Below are 16,877 nucleotides of genomic sequence, written 5' to 3' on the forward strand. Positions count from 1 at the left end.
CGCCCGTCAATAACCGACCGACAGGCCCGGCAAGTCGACGATGATGCGTGGCTTGTCCAGGGCCAGGGCGGCGTGCTGGGCGAATTCGCCGCTTTCCTTGGCATCGGATGACAGCACGTCGTAGCCCAGTGCATCGGCCACGCCCATGATCTTGTCCAGCAGCAGCACCTTGCCGCTGGGCCGCAGCGGCTCGCAGCCCAGGGTGTCCCAGGCCGCCTCGAACCAGTCGCGGGCATCGCTCGCGGCCTGCGGGGAAGGCGCCACGTCGACGGACAGATCGACCGTCCGGCGGGCATCGAATATGACGGTCACGTCGCTGCGCATGGCGGGCTCCGGATGTGTAAGAAAAGATGGCGCCAGTATGCCGTGCCAAGGGGGCCGCAGACTGTCAGACCTGCGACATTGCCGCAAGCCTACCAGCCCTTGGTGGCCTCCCAGGTAACGTCGGCGTCTTCGGCCAGCGAACGGCGCATCATGTCCAGCAGCGGGAACGCCCGCTGGTGCAGCTCGACGGTTTGGGCAACGGGGTGCACCGGCGCCTTGTCGTGATCGTCGGCATCGTCGTTCTGGCCAGGGTGGGCGCGTTCGTCGGCCGCGATGGCGGCTTCGATGCCGTCGATGGCCGCCTGAAGCTGGTCGCGGGTAAATACGCCGCGCTCGGGAACATTGTCGCCAAAGGACTTGCCGGCCGCGCGCAGCAGCGGAGCGGCATTGTGCGACAGCATCAGGACTTCGGCGACCGCCTTGGAATGAAACTTGATGAGCATATTGCGGACTCCCACAGTGGATACTTCCATACACTACCGCAATGCGCCGGCTGGCGCCAATGGCAGGATACGAGCATAGGGGCCGTCCGATGGACGGCCCGCCGCCAGAGCGCAAGATGCGGCCCCGCTATCGGAAAAGACGCCAAATCCACGCTATGATCTAGGATATTCCCGTGAATGCCATGGTTTTCGACACGCATACGTACACCCACGCCGTCGTCAAACGGCTTACCGCCGCCCACCAAAGACGACTTACGGCGTGCCGTCACCCCCTGGCCGCCAAAGAAGCCCTCATGGAAGGCTTGGCCCCCGTGAAGACCGACATCGTGCTCTTGAAGTGGATGACGGGCATGGGCTTGGCAGGCGTGCTGTCGCTGATCCTAAAAACTTTCTTCTGATTCCTCCATGCTCCCCGAGCAACAACAACAACTCATCTCGCTGATCCAGGCCGCCGTGGCGCGTGCATTGCCCGAGGCCCAGGCCCAGGTGCTGCTCGAGCGCCCCAAGGTCGCCGCCCACGGCGACGTGGCCACCAACGTCGCCATGCAACTGGCCAAGCCGGCGCGGCGCAATCCGCGCGAACTGGCCCAGGCCATCGTCGACGCCCTGATGGCCGAAACCGCGGCCCGCGCGCTGGTCGAAAGCGCCGAGATCGCCGGCCCGGGCTTCATCAATTTCCGCATCACCGCCGCCGCCCGCCAGGCTGTCGTGCAGGCCGTGGCCGACCAGGGCCAGGCCTACGGGCGCACGCCCGCCACGGGCGATAAAGTGCTGGTCGAGTTCGTGTCGGCCAACCCCACCGGCCCCCTGCACGTGGGCCACGCCCGCCAGGCGGCGCTGGGCGATGCCATTTGCCGCCTGTACGAGGCCACCGGCTGGGAAGTCACCCGCGAGTTCTACTACAACGACGCCGGCAACCAGATCCAGAACCTGGCGATCAGCGTGCAGGCGCGCGCCCGCGGCATCGCCCCCGATTCGCCCGACTACCCGGCCGACGGCTACAAGGGCGACTACCTCGTCGACATCGCGCAAGACTTCATCGCCGGCAAGACCCTGCAGGCCGCCGACGGCGCGGCCGTGACGGCCACCGGCAACATCGACAACCTGGACGATATCCGGGTGTTCGCCGTGGCCTACCTGCGCCGCGAACAAGACCTGGACCTGCAGGCCTTCGGCCTGGCCTTCGACAACTACTACCTGGAAAGCTCGCTGTATACGTCGGGCCGGGTCGAACAGACCGTGCAGGCCCTGGTCGCCAAGGGTCATACGTACGAACAGGAAGGCGCGCTGTGGCTGCGCACCACCGAGCTGGGCACCGGCGACGACAAAGACCGCGTCATGCGCAAAAGCGAAGGCGGCTACACCTACTTCGTACCCGACGTGGCCTACCACAAGGCCAAATGGGAACGCGGCTTTCATCGCGCCGTCAACATCCAGGGCAGCGACCACCACGGCACCGTGGCGCGGGTGCGCGCCGGCCTGCAGGCCCTGGAAGAGGGCATTCCCAAAGACTATCCCGCCTACGTCCTGCACAAGATGGTGAAGGTGATGCGCGGCGGCGAAGAGGTCAAGATCTCCAAGCGCGCCGGCAGCTACGTCACCCTGCGCGACCTGATCGACTGGGTGGGCCGCGATGCGGTGCGCTACTTCCTGATCCAGCGCCGAGCCGACACGGAATTCGTGTTCGACATCGACCTGGCGCTATCGAAAAGTGACGAAAACCCGGTGTACTACATCCAGTATGCCCACGCCCGCATCTGCTCGATGATCGCCAACGCGGGCGCCGACGATGCCCGTGTCGCGCAGGCCGACACCGCCCTGCTGGCGGCGCCATCCGAGTTCGCGCTGATGCAGCGGCTGGCGGGCTTCCCGCAGGTGGTGGCGCAGGCCGCCCAAGAATTGGCGCCGCACCATATCGCGTTCTGGCTGCGCGACTGCGCATCCGATTTCCACGCCTGGTACAACGCCGAGCGCGTACTGGTCGACGACGAACCCCTGAAACTGGCCCGCTTGCGCCTGGCCGCCACGACGCGGCAGGTGCTGGCCAATGGCCTGGCGCTGCTGGGCGTGTCCGCTCCGCAACGGATGTAAGCTGTATCCATGGCCACCAAACGAAAAACGTCCCGACAACCCAACCAACGCGGCAGCACCATGTACGGCGCCCTGGCAGGCCTGCTGATCGGCCTGATCATCGCAGCCGTCGTGGCGTTCTACGTTACGAAAGCGCCCATGCCGTTCGTCGACCGCGCCACCCGCGAACCCGACCGCACCCAATTGCCCGACCCGCGCCAGGCCCCCGATCCCAATCTGGGGCTGTACGGGCGCGACGGCGCGGCCGGCACGCCGCCCAGTGGCCCCACCGCCACGGCCCCCGCGCCGCTGCCGGGGGTGCAGCCTTCGGTACCGCCGCCGCCCAAGGGCCCGTCCGACGAACTCGGCGCGCTGATCGCCACGCTGCCCCCGGGCGGCGCGCAACCCCAGGCGCCAGCCGCGCGGGCGACCCCGCCGGCCCGCGCGCCGGCACCGGCGCCAGCTAGCGGCAAATACTTCCTGCAGGCCGGTGCCTACCGCGTGCTGGAAGACGCCGAAGCGCTGAAGGCGCGCATCCTGCTGCTGGGCTTGCCGGTGGCCGTACAACGCGCCGAGGTCAATGGGATGCAGATCAACCGCGTGCGGGTCGGCCCGTTCGCGCGGCTGGACGACATGAACCGCGCCCGCAGCCGCCTGGGCGAAAACAAGATCGAATCGGCGGTGGTGCGCCAATAGCCGGCGGCCGCCCGCCCATTGAACTTATGCGCGACGCCATTGGTCTGTAACCGTAACTTTTCACTCAGGAACACGCCCGATGCAGTTCTCTACGCTTACCCGCCTTGTTGCTGCCGCGGCGTTGGCCGCATCCACCCTGTTCGCGCCGGCCAGCCAGGCCCAGGGCGCGCAGCCGTACGCCGCCATCAACCCGCCGCTGCCGTCCGACACCCCGGGCAAGGTCGAAGTGCTGGAATTCTTCGCCTACAGCTGCCCGCATTGCGCCACCATGGAACCCATGGTCGAAGCCTGGGCCAAGACGGCGCCCCAAGACGTGGTGCTCAAGCAGGTGCCCGTCGCCTTCAATGCCAGCATGAAGCCCCTGCAGCAGCTGTACTACACCCTGCAAACTCTCAACCGCCCCGACCTGCATGCCAAGGTGTTCACCGCCATGCACGTCGAGCGCAAGCGCCTGTTCGACAAGAAAGCCATGGGTGACTGGGTGGCCGAGCAGGGCGTCGACCGCGCCAAGTTCGATTCGATCTTCGATTCGTTCAGCGTGCAGACCCAAGTGCAGCGGGCCGACCAATTGGCCCAGGCCTATAACATCGACGGCACGCCGGCCTTCGGCGTGGGCGGCAAGTACCTGACCTCGCCTGCCATGGCCGGCAACAGCTACGACGGCGCCCTGCAGGAAGTCGACAAGCTCATCCCCATGGCACGCCAGCAATAAGGCAAGCGGCCACCTGGGTCGGTAGTTCACCACTCGCAGCGCAAGCCCGTGCCCCCAGAGCGGGGAACGCGTAGCGCTTCGGGGGTGGGACTCGACTTCAAGCGGCCGCTTCCAGGGCCTGCGCCAGGTCGGCGATCAGGTCCCTGGGGTCTTCCAATCCGATGTGCAGCCGCACCAGGGCGTTGTCGCCGCCCGTCCAGTAGCGGTGGCGCGCCAGTTCGCCGCGCGTGACCCACTGCACCAGGCTTTCGAAGCCGCCCCACGAAAAACCGATACCAAATAACTGCAACGCATCGACGAAGCGGCGCGAGGCCTCGGGCGACAGGCGCAACTCGACGGCCAGCATGCCGTTCGAACCCGTGCAATCGCGCTGCCACAGCGCATGGCCCGGATCGGCCGGCCAGGCCGGATGGTAGATGCGCGCCACTTCGGGACGCGTGGCCAGGAATTCGCATACCTGCAAGGCATGGCGCGCATGCTGCGCCATGCGTATGGGCAGGGTGCGCACGCCGCGCAAGGCCAGCCAGGCGTCATCGGCGCTGACCGAATAGCCCATGGCGTACTGCGTGCGGTTCAGGCGCTGGGCAACGCCGGCATCGTTGGTGACCACCGCCCCCAGCATCAGGTCGGAGTGCCCGCCCACGTACTTGGTGCCGGCCACGACCGAGACGTGCGCCCCCAGCGCCAGCGGCCGGTACACATAGCCCGACCCCCAGGTGTTGTCGCACGCCAGCACCAGGTCATGGCGTTGCGCAAAGCTGGCCAGGGCCGGGATATCCAGCATCTGGAACAGCAGCGACCCGGGCGACTCGACGTACACCATGCGAGTGTTGGGCCGCAGCAAGGCTTCCAGGTCGTCGGCAGCGGAAAAGTAGGTGATCTCGATGTTCATGCGCTTGAGCAGCGCCGCATCGAGCTCATACACCGGCCCGTAGACGCAATCGGCCACCAGGGCGTGATCGCCCGCCGACAACAGCGAGGTCATGACCATTGTGATGCCGGCCAGGCCCGACGGCGCCAGGTAGGCATGCGTGCCGCCTTCCAGCTCGCGAAACACGTGTTCCAGCGCGGCATGGGTGTCCATGCCCATGCGGCCATAGGTGGCCGCGCGTTCGCCCGCCGCCTTGCGGCGCTGGACGGCCTCGAGGGCATCCAGGTTCTGGAAGCGCACGGTACTGGCCCGCATCGACGGCAGGTTGACCGGCGCTGAACCGGTTTGCGGGTTGAACGACGCGGTGGCGGTGTGCTGCAGCAGCGTATCGATATGCGGAGCTTGGTCTTTGGCCATAGTGGTGCGACATGAAACGACGGGAAGCGGAACCCCGATATTAGGAGATTCGCCGCGTCTGCGGGCAATGGCCATGCCGATTGCCATGCGCGGCCCGCGCGCAGTACGCTTGAAGCCCATTTCACTTTGACCGTTGGCATGCGCCTGGCGCGCGGCCGCCTTCGCCATGCTGCCCTTGGACACACTGCTTGCCTTCTTCGGCATTGCCGTCTTGCTGGCCCTGACCCCGGGGCCCGACAACCTGTTCGTGCTGATGCAATCGGCCATCTGGGGCCGCGCGGCCGGCATGTTCGTGGTGCTGGGCCTGTGCACCGGGCTGCTGGGGCACACGGCCGCCGTGGCCGCCGGCCTGGCGGCGGTGTTCGCGGCATCGCCCCACGCCTTTACAGCGCTGAAACTGATCGGGGCGGCCTATCTGGCCTACCTGGCCTGGCAAGCGCTGCGCGCGCGCGGCGGCCCGGCCCATGCCGAGCGGCCGGCGCCCATGACACGCGGGGCACTGTACCGGCGCGGCATCATCATGAACCTGACCAACCCCAAGGTACTGCTGTTCTTCTTTGCATTCCTGCCGCAATTCACCTCGCCGGCACATGGGCCGGTGGGCTTGCAGGTCATCGAACTGGGCGCGGTGTTCATGGTGGCCACCCTGCTGGTGTTCGGCGCCGTCGCATTTTTTTCCGGCGCCTTCGGGCAGCTTCTGCAGCGTTCGCCCACGGCCGCACGCTGGCTCAACCGCGTGGCCGGCGTGGTATTCCTGGGTTTGGCCGTGCGGCTGGCCACGGCCAGCCGGTAAGGCCCGCCACCGTCCGCCGCCCCCTGGCGGGCAGGCGCCCGATCCTTCCCGCGCACATTCAAAATCGCTAACGCGTTTGAAAATGTTTCTCATTTGCGATACAACGTCGTCTTTTTCCCCATTCTGGAGAACTTCGACGTGGCTCGCCCTGCTTCTACCGCAAAGGCTCGTGCGCGCAATCTTGCCGCTACGCCTACCACGCTTGCCCTGGCCCTGGCCCTGACCTACGCCGCCGGCGCCCATGCCCAGTCGGCATCTTCCCCGCAGACCGGTACAGCATCGAGCCCACAAGACGTTGCCCAACTGCCCGCCGTTACTGTCCAGGCGGCGCCAATCGATGACTCGTTGGAGCACCTGAACGCGCCTGTGAATACGGGCGCGTTGGGCAGCCGCACCCAGTTGGAAACGCCGTATTCGACCACGGTGGTAACCGCGGCCGATATCGAAGAGCGGCAGGTCAACAAGCTGGGCGACGTGTTTGCCCTGGATGCCTCGGTCACGGACAACAGCGCATCCTACGGCGCCTGGGCCAGCTACATGAGTGTGCGCGGCCTGCCGCTGGACTGGCAGAATTCGTTCCGCATCGACGGCCGGCCCTTCCTGAGCTACGTGGTGACCTTGCCTTACGATCATTTTGAACAGATCGACCTGCTGAAAGGCGCTTCCGGCTTCATGTTCGGGTTTGGCTCGCCAGGCGGCCTGGTCAACTACGTGACCAAGCGCCCCACCGACACCCCGGTGCGCAAAGTCGAGCTGGGTTACGTCTCGAAGGGCCTGTTCCGCCAGCACGTCGACGTGGGCGGGCGCGTGGGTGAAGAAGGGGGATTTGGCTATCGGCTGAATGTCACGCACAACGAGGGCAACACGTATAACAATGGCTCGCTGTACCAGACCGCGGTATCGCTGGCGCTGGACGCGCGCCTGAGCGAAAAACTGACCTGGGATTTCCAGTCGATCTACCAGGACCGCAAGGTGATCGGCCAGGAACCCACCATTTACGCCGGGGCCATGGAGGGCACGGAACTGCCTTCTCCGGTGCGAAACAGCAGCAGGCTGGTCGGTGAAGGCCCGTTTGCCGACAACGAGTTCCGCTACTACTCGACCGGCCTGAATTACGAACTGTCGCCCGGCTGGTCGGTGCGCACCGACTACACCTATAACTCGACCAACACGCGCCGCAATGAGTCAGTGTTGTTCTTGCAGAACCAGGCCGGCGATTATGACGACTATCGATCGGATTATGGCGAGAACTATTCGTTCAACCAATGGCAGGCCATGGTGCAAGGCAAGTTCAACACCGGGCCCCTGAGCCACCAGGTGGTCTTGGGCGCGTCATGGCAAAAGCAGAAGAACGACTACAGCAGCAATGGCGTGTACCAGTTGCAGGGTACGGGCAACCTGCATTCGCAGAATACCAACAGGTACTACAGCCAGGGCAGCCTGGACTTGTACCGCGCCGCCGAGATCACGCAAAAGGCCGTGTTCGCCAGCGACACGATCGACCTGACGGGCGGCTGGTCGGTGCTAGGCGGCTTGCGCTACACCGACTACGAGCAGAAGGGCTTCGATCCGGACGGCACGCAGTCTTCCCGCTACAAGAAGAATGGCGTGCTGACGCCTACCGTGGCACTGATGTACAACTTCACGCCGCAAACCATGGCTTACGCCAGCTATATCGAGGCGCTGGAACCCGGCTCGACGGTAAGCAATGTGCATGCGAACTTCGGTGAACTACTCGATCCGCTCAAGAGCAAGCAGTACGAACTGGGCATCAAGACCGAGCACGAAGACTGGGCCGCCACGGCAGCCCTGTTCCGCATCGAGAAAAAAGCGGAATACACCAACGCGGGCAACGAGCTGGTGCAAGACGGAAAGTCGATCTTCCAAGGCCTGGAACTGGGTGCATCGAAGCGCATCGCGCATAACTGGAACGTGGGCGGCAGCGTGATGTTCCTGGATTCGGAATACAAGCGGGGTTCCGATTTCACGGGCAACCGGGTCGCGGGCGCGCCGAAGTTCGTGGCCGCCGCGCAGGTCGCCTATTCGGTGCCGAACTTGCCGGGGCTGCGGCTGCGGGCCGATGTGAAATACACCAGCGCCACCATGCTGGGGGCCTCGAACAAGGTCGAGGTACCCGACTATGCGATCGTGAACATCGGCGCCACTTATGACACCCGCATCTATGGCTACGAAACCACCTTCCGCGCAGGCATCAACAATGTGGCGGACAAGCGCTACTGGCTATACCAGTCGCCAGACTACGTGAAGGCCGGCGACCCGCGTACGTACAGCTTGAGCGCCAGCCTGAAATTCTAGGCGGCAAAAAAACGGCCGGTGCGCCGGCCGCTTCACCTGCCCGAAGGCGGGTCAGCGCGCGGTGAACCGCACGATGCCGTCGGCATCGGTGCGGCGCGCCACCTTGCCCTCGAAGTACAGCGCATGCAGGTGCGCCAGCGCCTCGCCCATGGCGAAGGTAAGCTGGTGCAGGTCGAGCTTGCGCTTGAACAGTACCGGCACGATGTCTGAGGTGGACTGCGGTTGCGCGCATGCCTGCAGCACTTCTTCCAGCCGATCGGCATGGTGCTGGTGCTGCTGCGCAATGCGCTCGTGCAGGCCCTTGAACGGACGCCCGTGCGACGGCAGCACCAGCGTGTCGGCCGGCAGGCCGTCGTACTGGTCCAGCGAATTCAGGTACAGGGGCAGAGGGTTCGAATCGGGCTCGTAGTCGAACACGCTGATGTTGGTGGAAATGCGCGGCAGCACCATATCGCCCGAGATCAGCGTGGCCAGGTCGGGGCTGAACAGCGATATGTGTTCGGGCGCGTGGCCGTAGCCGGCGATGGCGCGCCAGGCACGGCCGCCGATGACGACCTGGTCGCCATGCAGCAGGCGCGTATAGCGCGGCGGCATGGCGGGCACCAGGTCGGGATAGTAGCCGGCGCGGCGGCGGATTTGCTCTTGCGCCTCGGGGTCGGTAAGCCCGTGGCGCGCGAAGTGCTCGACGGCCGCCTGGCCATTGGGGCCCGAGCCCCCGCGGCGCGAGCTCCACAGCGTCGCCACCACGAAATCGGTCATGCTCATCCACAAGGGGGCATCCCAGCGTTCGCACAGCCAATTCGCCAGCCCCACGTGATCGGGGTGCATGTGGGTGACCACCACGCGCAGCACGGGCAGGCCTTCCAGCTCGTTGGCGAAGACCTGTTCCCACAGTTCCTTGACCTGGTCGCGGCTGATGCCGCAGTCGACGATGGTCCAGCCCTGGCGGCCGTCGATCTCATCGCGCAGCAACCACAGGTTGATGTGGTCCAGCGCGAAAGGCAGCGGCATGCGGACCCATTTGACCCCGTCGGCAACCTGCTGGGCGCGGCCGGGTTCGGGCTGCACATCGCCCCAGGGATACTGCAGTTGATGCTCGTTGGGATTCATGTAGGCTCTCGGATATGCTTGACGATTGTTCCAGGCCATCATAATTTACGTTTACGTAAACTGCCAAACACCGCATGTCGCCTACCTGGACGATCTCAGAACTCTCGCGCGAGTTCGACATCACGCCGCGCACCATCCGCTTCTACGAAGACCAGGGCATCGTCAGCCCCGGGCGCGATGGCCGCAACCGCGTGTACGGCGCGCGCGACCGCACCCGCCTGAAGCTGGCGCTGCGGGGCAAGCGGCTGGGCCTGCAATTGTCGGAAATCCGCGCCCTGATCGATATGTACGACGGCCCGGGCGACAACGCCACTCAATTGCGGCAATATCTCGACGTGCTGGCCAAGCACCGTTCGGTCCTGGAACAGCAGCGGCGCGATATCGACGACACCCTGTCGGAAATCGCCGAACAAGAGCGGCAGTGCCACCTGCTGCTGACGCAGAAACCCTGAACGCGCCGCGCCCGGCAGCGGCGTGCCGGAGACCCCGATGTACCTGCCCCGCCATTTCGAAGAAACCCGTCCCGCCGCGCTGCATGGGCTGATGCGCGCCCGGCCTCTGGCGACGCTGGTCACCGGCGATGGCGCGGGCGGCTTCGACGCCAACCACATCCCGCTGTACCTGGACCCGGCCGCCGGCCCGCACGGGGTGCTGCGCGGGCATGTGGCGCGCGCCAACCCGTTATGGCGCCTGATCGGTGACGGCGCCCCCGCCCTGGCCATCTTCCAGGGCGACGAGGCCTATGTCTCGCCCTCTTGGTATCCGTCCAAGCACGAACACGGCAAAGCCGTGCCCACCTGGAACTACGTGGTGGTGCACGCACGCGGCACCCTGCGCGCCATCGACGATGCCGCCTGGCTGCGCGGGCTGCTCGATACCCTGACCGGCGAGCACGAATCGGCTTTCGCGCAACCCTGGTCGGTGGCCGACGCGCCGGCCGACTTCATTGAGAAAATGGTGGCTGCCGTCGTGGGCATCGAACTGCCCATAGAACAGATCGCCGGCAAGTGGAAAGTCAGCCAGAACCAGCCGGCCGCCAATCGGGCCGGCGCGGCGCAGGGGCTGCGCGAGCGCGGCCAGGCGGGGCCCGCCGCCATGGCGCGCCTGGTGGCCGGCTACCCCGACGAGGCCTGAGCCATGACGCTGCTGCACGCGCTGGGCCTGTTCGCGCTGACCGCGGTGGCCGAGATCGTGGGCTGCTACCTGCCGTACCTGTGGCTCAAGCAAGGGCATTCGGCCTGGCTGCTGGTGCCGGCCGCGTGCAGCCTGGCGTTGTTCGTCTGGCTGCTGACCCTGCACCCTACCGCCTCGGGCCGCGTGTACGCCGCCTATGGCGGCGTCTATGTCAGCATGGCACTGCTGTGGCTATGGGCGGTAGACGGCGTGCGGCCGGCGCCGACCGACTGGGCCGGCGTAGGCCTGTGCCTGGCCGGCATGGCGCTGATCATGGCCGGCCCACGCCACGCCTGACGCCCAAGGTGGCGCCAGCCTTACTGCACGCGGATGTTGCTGTCGCGGATGACGCGCTGGTTGTTCGCGTAGTCGGCGCGCACCTGCTCGACGAAATCCTGCCCCATGCCGGTACCGGGCTGCATGAAGTTCTTGTCCAGCATCTGCTGGTACTGCGGGCTGGCCAAGGCCTTGCCGACCTCGTCCAGCATGGGCTGCATGACTTCGGGCGGCACGCCGGCCGGCGCGAACAGCGCGAAATTCGAGAAATAGCGGATGTCGGGCAGGTTCAATTCGGCCATGGTGGGCACCTTGGGCCAGGGCGCCAGCCGCTGCGGCGCCATCACCGCCAACGGCGTCAAGGTACCGGCTTCGACGTGCTGCAGGGTAATGTCGGTGTTGACCACCAGCAGGTCCACTTGCCCGCCCAACCCATCGGAAACCGCCTGGCTGCCGCCCCGGTAGGGCACTTGCAGCATATCGATGCCCAGTTTCTTGTTCAGGGCCGCCATGCCGATGTGGGCCACCGTGCCCAGGCCCGGCACGCCGAAGGTGACTTTGCCCGGATGCTTCTTGGCGTAATCGACCAGTTCGGCGAAGGTGCGCACCGGCAGGGCCTTGGTGGCCAGGATGGCCACCGGACCGACGGCCACGCTGGCCACCGGCACCAAGTCCTTCATCGGGTCGTACGGCGTCTTCACCAGGTTGGGAAAGATGGTCAGCGGGCTGGTCGATGCCAACAGCAGCGTCGTGCCATCGGGCTTGGCGCGCGCCACGGCGTCGGCCCCCACGCTGCCACCCGCGCCAGGCTTGTTCTCGATGATCGTGGCCGTGCCATGCGCGGTCCGCAACACTTCGCCCAGGGCACGGCCCAGGGTGTCATTGGTGCCGCCCGCGGTATAGGGCACCACCAGGGTCAGGGTCTTGCCCGGCCAGGCCGGCTGGGCCTGGGCAGGGGTGGCCACGGCAACGGCAGCGATGGCGGCGACGGCCAAGGCGTGGGCGAATCTCGACAACACGGCAGTTCTGGTCATGACGGCTCCGGTTGAAAACGCAATGGACAACAAATACGGGTGTGCGGCGGCGCACCGCTTCTGCGGGCAAGGTGCCTGGCCTGCTGCGGGCGCCAGGCACCGGGTTCAGGCGCTGCCGTCAGGCCAGGTACTGCTGCGCCAACCGGATCCAGTAGGAAGCCCCCACCGGGATCAAGCTGTCGTTGAAGTCGTAGCTGGTGTTGTGCAGCATGCAGGGCCCCAGGCCATGCCCGGCCATGCGGTGCTCGCCGTCGCCATTGCCCAGGAAGGCATAGCAGCCCGGCTTGGCCTGCAGCATGAAGGCGAAATCTTCCGACGCCATGGCCGGCTCGATGACGCGGGCCTGGTCGGCCCCGACCACGTCGCGCATCACATCCAGGCAGAAGGCGGTTTCGTCGGGGGTATTGACCAGGGCGGGATAGCGCCGCTCGAAGTACACATCGGCCCGGCAACCGTGGGCGGCGGCGATCGGCTCGGCCAGCTCGTGCATGCGGCGTTCGATCAAGTCGACCACCCCGGTGTTGTAGGCGCGCACCGAGCCGCCCAGCCAGGCGCTGCCCGGGATGATATTGGTGACGTCATTGCCCGCCTGCAACTGCGTGATCGAGATGACGGCCGCATCCAGCGGGCGCTTGCTGCGGGTCAGGATGGTTTGCAGCGCCTGGCCGATAGCCAGCACGGCCGGCACGGGGTCGTCGCAATCCTGCGGCGCGGCGGCGTGGCCGCCGCGGCCGGTAACCGTGATCTTGAAGGCGTTGGCGGCGGACATCATCGGGCCGCTGCACACCCCGAAGCTGCCCGCCGGCAGGCCGGGCCAATTGTGCATGCCGAACACGGCCTCGCACGGAAAGCGTTCGAACAGCCCGTCTTCGATCATGGCGCGCGCGCCGGCGCCGCCATTTTCTTCGGCGGGCTGGAACGCGAGGTACACCGTGCCGTTAAAGCCACCGGCCTGCTTCAGGTGACGGGCCGCCGCCAGCAGCATGGCGGTATGCCCGTCGTGGCCACAGCCGTGCATCTTGCCGTCATGGCGCGAGCGGTGCGCGAACTCGTTGGCTTCCTGGATGGGCAGGGCATCCATGTCGGCGCGCAGCAGTATCGCGCGGCTGCCGGTACCGGCCTTCAGCACGCCCACCACGCCGGTGCGCCCGATGCCGGTGTGGGTCTCGATGCCCCAGGCACGCAGGCGCTCGGCCACCAGGCTGGCGGTGCGATGCTCGTCGTAGGCCAGTTCGGGGTGGGCGTGGATATCGCGCCGCAGTGCAACAATTTCGTCCAGGTCGGCGAGTTCGATCACGGCAGAGTTCTCCAGTAAGGCATTCGGGTACCCAGGCCGCTTCAACCCCGGATGCCTGGTATCCCTTGGAAGCCAGGCGCCCGGAGTCGAGGCTGACCTGTATGACAGGTAGCCCCCAAATTCTTGCATGGTCAAACAAGTGGGCCGGGTGTTTTTTCTTAGGGGAAAACCCGTGTCCACTTTACGTTTACGTAAACGTAATATTAAGCCTCGCCATTGCCTGGGCGTGCGCTGCGGCGCATCATGGATCCGGCCAGTACCCGAGCCTGCGCAGGACTCTGCAATGTAAGCACACACTCTCACGGAGACTTCGATGAATCTTCCCGGTTTGAACTTCGACTTGGGCGAAGACCTGGACATGCTGCGCGACGCCGTGCGCACGTTCGCGCAGGCCGAGATCGCGCCGCGCGCCGCCGAAGTCGACCGCAGCGACCAGTTCCCCATGGATCTGTGGCGCAAGTTTGGCGAGCTGGGCGTGCTGGGCATGACCGCCAGCGAGGAATACGGCGGCGCCAACCTGGGCTACCTGGCGCATATGGTGGCCATGGAAGAAATCTCGCGCGCCAGCGCGTCGGTCGGGCTGTCGTACGGCGCCCATTCGAATCTTTGCGTGAACCAGATCCACCGCAATGGCACGGCCGACCAAAAAGCCCGCTACCTGCCCAAGCTGATCTCGGGCGAGCACGTGGGCGCCCTGGCCATGAGCGAGCCGGGTGCGGGGTCCGACGTGGTCAGCATGAAGCTGCGCGCCGACAAAAAGGGCGACCGCTACGTGCTCAACGGTACCAAGATGTGGATCACCAACGGCCCCGATGCCGACACCCTGGTGGTCTACGCCAAGACCGATCCCCAGGCTCACCAGCGCGGCATCACGGCCTTCCTGGTGGAAAAATCCTTCAAGGGCTTCTCGGTGGCGCAGAAGCTCGACAAACTGGGCATGCGCGGCAGTCATACCGGCGAGTTGGTGTTCCAGGACTGCGAAATCCCCGAGGAAAACGTGCTGGGCCAGGTCAACGGCGGGGTCAGGGTGCTGATGAGCGGCCTGGACTACGAGCGGGCCGTGCTGTCCGGCGGGCCGCTGGGCATCATGCAGGCCGTGATGGACGTGGTGGTGCCGTATATCCACGACCGCAAGCAGTTTGGCCAGGCCATCGGCGAGTTCCAGCTCATCCAGGGCAAGGTAGCCGACCTGTACACCACGCTGCAGGCCAGCCGGGCCTTCTGCTATGCCGTGGGCAAGAACCTGGACCAGCTTGGCGCCGAACACGTGCGGCAGGTACGCAAGGACTGCGCCGCGCTTATCCTGTACACCGCCGAGAAGGCCACCTGGATGGCCGGCGAAGGCGTGCAGATCCTGGGCGGCAACGGCTATATCAACGAATATCCCACCGGCCGCCTGTGGCGCGATGCCAAGCTGTATGAAATCGGCGCGGGCACCAGCGAGATCCGCCGCATGCTGATCGGCCGCGAACTGTACGCCGAGACCGCCTGACCCACCGGCCATGATCTACAGCGGCGACGTCCAGCGCATCGAGCCGGCTGCGGCCCCCCAGCCCCAGCCGCTGGCCGTGGCGCATCAGATCCTGGCGGGTTTCGACCGCCACTATGCCTTGTTCCGCTACAGCGCGCAGCGCGCCAAGGCACTGTTCGAATCGGGCGATTGGCATGGCATTCAGCAGTTGTCGCGCGAGCGCATCGAATACTACGACATGCGCGTGCGCGAATGCGCCACGCAACTGCACCGGGTGCTGCGCGACTCGGCGGCGCCCGAGGGCGCGGCGGCCAGCCTGACGCCGGCGCAAACCGCCTTCTGGCAAGACGTGAAGCAGCAGTTCGTGGGACTGCTGGCGGGCCACCGCCAGCCCGAATGCGCCGAGACGTTCTTCAATTCGGTGTCGTGCCGCATTCTGCATCGCGACTATTTCCACAACGACTTCCTGTTCGTGCGGCCCGCGGTCGCCACCGACTACCTGGACAGCCGTATCCCCTCGTACCGGGTGTACTACCCGCTGGCCGAAGGCCTGCGCAAGAGCCTGATCCGCATGGTGGCCGACTTTGGCCTGGCGGTGCCATACGCCGACCTGCCGCGCGACACTGGCCTGCTGGCGCGCGCCGCGGTGCGCCAGTTGCGCGCCCAGTGGCCGCGCCACCTGGGCGGGCGGCTGGCCTCGGATTGCCAGGTGCAGGTGGTGGGTTCGCTGTTCTTTCGCAACAAGGGCGCCTATATCGTCGGCCGCCTGGTCAACCAGGGCAGCGTGCACCCCTTTGCGGTGGCGATGACGCGCAACGCCGCCGGCCAGGTCGAGCTGGATGCACTGCTGCTGGGCGCCGACGACCTGAGCACGCTGTTCAGCTTTACGCGCGCCTATTTCCTGGTGGACATGGAAACGCCGGCCGCCGTGGTCAGCTTCCTGTCCAGCCTGCTGCCGCGCAAGCCCAAGGCCGAGCTGTACACCATGATCGGCCTGCAAAAGCAGGGCAAGACGCTGTTCTACCGCGACTTCCTGCACCACCTGGCGCACTCGCGCGATGCCTTCGACATTGCGCCCGGCATCAAGGGCATGGTGATGTGCGTGTTCACCCTGCCGTCGTATCCCTACGTGTTCAAGCTGATCAAGGATCACATCGACAAAGACGGCATCGACCATGCCACGGTGCGGCGCAAGTACCAGATGGTGAAGCTGCACGACCGCGTGGGGCGCATGGCCGATACTTGGGAATACTCGCAGGTGGCGCTGCCGCGCGCGCGCTTCGCGCCGGCATTGCTGGATGAGCTGCGCCAACGCGTGCCCAGCCTGCTGGAAGAAAGCGCCGACACGGTAGTGATCCGCCATGTGTATATAGAGCGCCGCATGACGCCGTTGAACCTCTACCTGCAACGTGCGCCCGAGCCGTTGCTGGACCAGGCCATGCGCGAGTACGGCGATGCCATCCGGCAGTTGGCCGCCGCCAATATTTTCCCGGGCGACATGCTGTACAAGAACTTCGGCGTCACCCGGCTGGGCCGCGTGGTGTTCTACGACTACGACGAAATCCAGCGCATGACCGAAATGCAGTTCCGGCGCATTCCGCCCGCCCCCAATGAAGAGGCCGAGCTGGCCAGCGAGCCCTGGTACGCCGTGGGGCCCAATGACGTGTTTCCCGAAGAGTTCGAACGCTTTCTGCTGGGCGACCCGCGCGTACGGCGGGCCTTCCTGCGGCACCATCCCGACCTGCTGCAACCCGAGTGGTGGCAGGCCTGCCGCACCCATGTGGCGCAGGGTCGGATCGAAGAGTTTTTCCCGTACGATACCGACAGGCGGCTGCGCCGCGACAGCGCCCCGCAGCGCGTCGCCGCATCGTGAC

Annotated in this window: 17 protein-coding genes; 11 read left to right on the forward strand and 6 right to left on the reverse strand. The window is 66.0% G+C overall.

The window, feature by feature from the left end:
• Positions 1–6: 6 nt before the first annotated feature.
• On the reverse strand, positions 7–324 hold the full coding sequence (locus KW845_RS18940) for a hypothetical protein (RefSeq protein WP_218370882.1): 318 nt from the start codon (positions 322–324) through the stop codon (positions 7–9).
• Positions 325–413: 89 nt separating this feature from the next.
• On the reverse strand, positions 414–767 hold the full coding sequence (locus KW845_RS18945) for a DUF1840 domain-containing protein (protein WP_218370883.1): 354 nt from the start codon (positions 765–767) through the stop codon (positions 414–416).
• Between the two features lie 173 nt (positions 768–940).
• On the opposite strand from KW845_RS18945, the gene KW845_RS18950 reads away from it, so the two are divergent.
• The 4 genes from KW845_RS18950 (at position 941) to KW845_RS18965 (ending at position 4,245) form a co-directional block, all read left to right on the forward strand.
• Positions 941–1,165, forward strand: coding sequence for a hypothetical protein (locus KW845_RS18950; RefSeq protein WP_218370884.1), 225 nt, complete (start codon positions 941–943; stop codon positions 1,163–1,165).
• A 7-nt stretch (positions 1,166–1,172) separates the two neighbouring features.
• Positions 1,173–2,858, forward strand: coding sequence for an arginine--tRNA ligase (argS, locus tag KW845_RS18955; RefSeq protein ID WP_218370885.1), 1,686 nt, complete (start codon positions 1,173–1,175; stop codon positions 2,856–2,858).
• Between the two features lie 9 nt (positions 2,859–2,867).
• Positions 2,868–3,533 (forward strand): SPOR domain-containing protein, encoded by a 666-nt coding sequence (locus KW845_RS18960; protein ID WP_218370886.1) that lies wholly within the window; start codon positions 2,868–2,870, stop codon positions 3,531–3,533.
• 79 nt (positions 3,534–3,612) lie between these two features.
• Complete coding sequence (locus tag KW845_RS18965) at positions 3,613–4,245, forward strand: thiol:disulfide interchange protein DsbA/DsbL (RefSeq protein ID WP_218370887.1); 633 nt, start codon at positions 3,613–3,615, stop codon at positions 4,243–4,245.
• Between the two features lie 97 nt (positions 4,246–4,342).
• Here KW845_RS18965 and metC read toward each other — a convergent pair whose 3' ends face one another.
• Positions 4,343–5,533: a cystathionine beta-lyase gene (metC, locus tag KW845_RS18970; RefSeq protein WP_218370888.1), complete on the reverse strand. Its 1,191-nt coding sequence runs from the start codon at positions 5,531–5,533 to the stop codon at positions 4,343–4,345.
• A gap of 166 nt (positions 5,534–5,699) precedes the next feature.
• Between metC and KW845_RS18975 the strand changes: the two genes are divergently transcribed.
• Positions 5,700–6,326 (forward strand): LysE family translocator, encoded by a 627-nt coding sequence (locus KW845_RS18975; protein ID WP_218370889.1) that lies wholly within the window; start codon positions 5,700–5,702, stop codon positions 6,324–6,326.
• Between the two features lie 138 nt (positions 6,327–6,464).
• A complete protein-coding gene (locus tag KW845_RS18980) occupies positions 6,465–8,642 on the forward strand; it encodes a TonB-dependent receptor (protein ID WP_218370890.1) in 2,178 nt (725 codons plus the stop codon).
• 51 nt (positions 8,643–8,693) lie between these two features.
• Here the strand turns inward: KW845_RS18980 and KW845_RS18985 are convergent, their stop codons facing one another.
• Positions 8,694–9,752, reverse strand: coding sequence for an MBL fold metallo-hydrolase (locus KW845_RS18985; protein WP_218370891.1), 1,059 nt, complete (start codon positions 9,750–9,752; stop codon positions 8,694–8,696).
• Positions 9,753–9,826: 74 nt separating this feature from the next.
• Between KW845_RS18985 and KW845_RS18990 the strand changes: the two genes are divergently transcribed.
• Genes KW845_RS18990 through KW845_RS19000 form a run of 3 tightly spaced genes read left to right on the forward strand, consistent with a single transcriptional unit; the run spans position 9,827 to position 11,222 of the window.
• The gene (locus KW845_RS18990) at positions 9,827–10,204 is read left to right on the forward strand and encodes a MerR family DNA-binding transcriptional regulator (RefSeq protein WP_218370892.1); all 378 of its coding nucleotides are present in this window, start codon (positions 9,827–9,829) and stop codon (positions 10,202–10,204) included.
• A gap of 37 nt (positions 10,205–10,241) precedes the next feature.
• Positions 10,242–10,886 (forward strand): FMN-binding negative transcriptional regulator, encoded by a 645-nt coding sequence (locus KW845_RS18995; RefSeq protein WP_218370893.1) that lies wholly within the window; start codon positions 10,242–10,244, stop codon positions 10,884–10,886.
• Between the two features lie 3 nt (positions 10,887–10,889).
• Positions 10,890–11,222, forward strand: coding sequence for a YnfA family protein (locus KW845_RS19000; protein WP_218370894.1), 333 nt, complete (start codon positions 10,890–10,892; stop codon positions 11,220–11,222).
• 20 nt (positions 11,223–11,242) lie between these two features.
• On the opposite strand, the gene KW845_RS19005 is transcribed toward KW845_RS19000, so the two are convergent.
• Positions 11,243–12,235 carry a tripartite tricarboxylate transporter substrate binding protein gene (locus KW845_RS19005; RefSeq protein WP_218370895.1) on the reverse strand — a complete coding sequence of 331 codons (993 nt, stop codon included), beginning with the start codon at positions 12,233–12,235 and terminating at the stop codon, positions 11,243–11,245.
• Between the two features lie 118 nt (positions 12,236–12,353).
• Positions 12,354–13,532, reverse strand: coding sequence for a M20 aminoacylase family protein (locus tag KW845_RS19010; protein ID WP_218370896.1), 1,179 nt, complete (start codon positions 13,530–13,532; stop codon positions 12,354–12,356).
• A gap of 313 nt (positions 13,533–13,845) precedes the next feature.
• On the opposite strand from KW845_RS19010, the gene KW845_RS19015 reads away from it, so the two are divergent.
• Positions 13,846–15,024 (forward strand): isovaleryl-CoA dehydrogenase, encoded by a 1,179-nt coding sequence (locus tag KW845_RS19015; protein ID WP_218370897.1) that lies wholly within the window; start codon positions 13,846–13,848, stop codon positions 15,022–15,024.
• A gap of 10 nt (positions 15,025–15,034) precedes the next feature.
• The gene (aceK, locus tag KW845_RS19020) at positions 15,035–16,876 is read left to right on the forward strand and encodes a bifunctional isocitrate dehydrogenase kinase/phosphatase (RefSeq protein WP_218370898.1); all 1,842 of its coding nucleotides are present in this window, start codon (positions 15,035–15,037) and stop codon (positions 16,874–16,876) included.
• Position 16,877 lies beyond the last annotated feature (1 nt).

Origin of the sequence: Bordetella sp. BOR01 (genome assembly GCF_019218885.1) — a bacterium.
In the GTDB taxonomy this organism is placed as follows: Bacteria; Pseudomonadota; Gammaproteobacteria; order Burkholderiales; family Burkholderiaceae_B; genus Bordetella_A.

Coding starts and splice junctions, on each gene's coding strand:
- KW845_RS18940 (WP_218370882.1), bottom strand. CDS start 324: ATGCGCAGCGACGTGACCGTCATATTCGATGCCCGCCGGACGGTCGAT.
- KW845_RS18945 (WP_218370883.1), bottom strand. CDS start 767: ATGCTCATCAAGTTTCATTCCAAGGCGGTCGCCGAAGTCCTGATGCTG.
- argS (WP_218370885.1), top strand. CDS start 1,173: ATGCTCCCCGAGCAACAACAACAACTCATCTCGCTGATCCAGGCCGCC.
- KW845_RS18960 (WP_218370886.1), top strand. CDS start 2,868: ATGGCCACCAAACGAAAAACGTCCCGACAACCCAACCAACGCGGCAGC.
- KW845_RS18965 (WP_218370887.1), top strand. CDS start 3,613: ATGCAGTTCTCTACGCTTACCCGCCTTGTTGCTGCCGCGGCGTTGGCC.
- metC (WP_218370888.1), bottom strand. CDS start 5,533: ATGGCCAAAGACCAAGCTCCGCATATCGATACGCTGCTGCAGCACACC.
- KW845_RS18975 (WP_218370889.1), top strand. CDS start 5,700: ATGCTGCCCTTGGACACACTGCTTGCCTTCTTCGGCATTGCCGTCTTG.
- KW845_RS18985 (WP_218370891.1), bottom strand. CDS start 9,752: ATGAATCCCAACGAGCATCAACTGCAGTATCCCTGGGGCGATGTGCAG.
- KW845_RS18990 (WP_218370892.1), top strand. CDS start 9,827: ATGTCGCCTACCTGGACGATCTCAGAACTCTCGCGCGAGTTCGACATC.
- KW845_RS18995 (WP_218370893.1), top strand. CDS start 10,242: ATGTACCTGCCCCGCCATTTCGAAGAAACCCGTCCCGCCGCGCTGCAT.
- KW845_RS19000 (WP_218370894.1), top strand. CDS start 10,890: ATGACGCTGCTGCACGCGCTGGGCCTGTTCGCGCTGACCGCGGTGGCC.
- KW845_RS19005 (WP_218370895.1), bottom strand. CDS start 12,235: ATGACCAGAACTGCCGTGTTGTCGAGATTCGCCCACGCCTTGGCCGTC.
- KW845_RS19015 (WP_218370897.1), top strand. CDS start 13,846: ATGAATCTTCCCGGTTTGAACTTCGACTTGGGCGAAGACCTGGACATG.
- aceK (WP_218370898.1), top strand. CDS start 15,035: ATGATCTACAGCGGCGACGTCCAGCGCATCGAGCCGGCTGCGGCCCCC.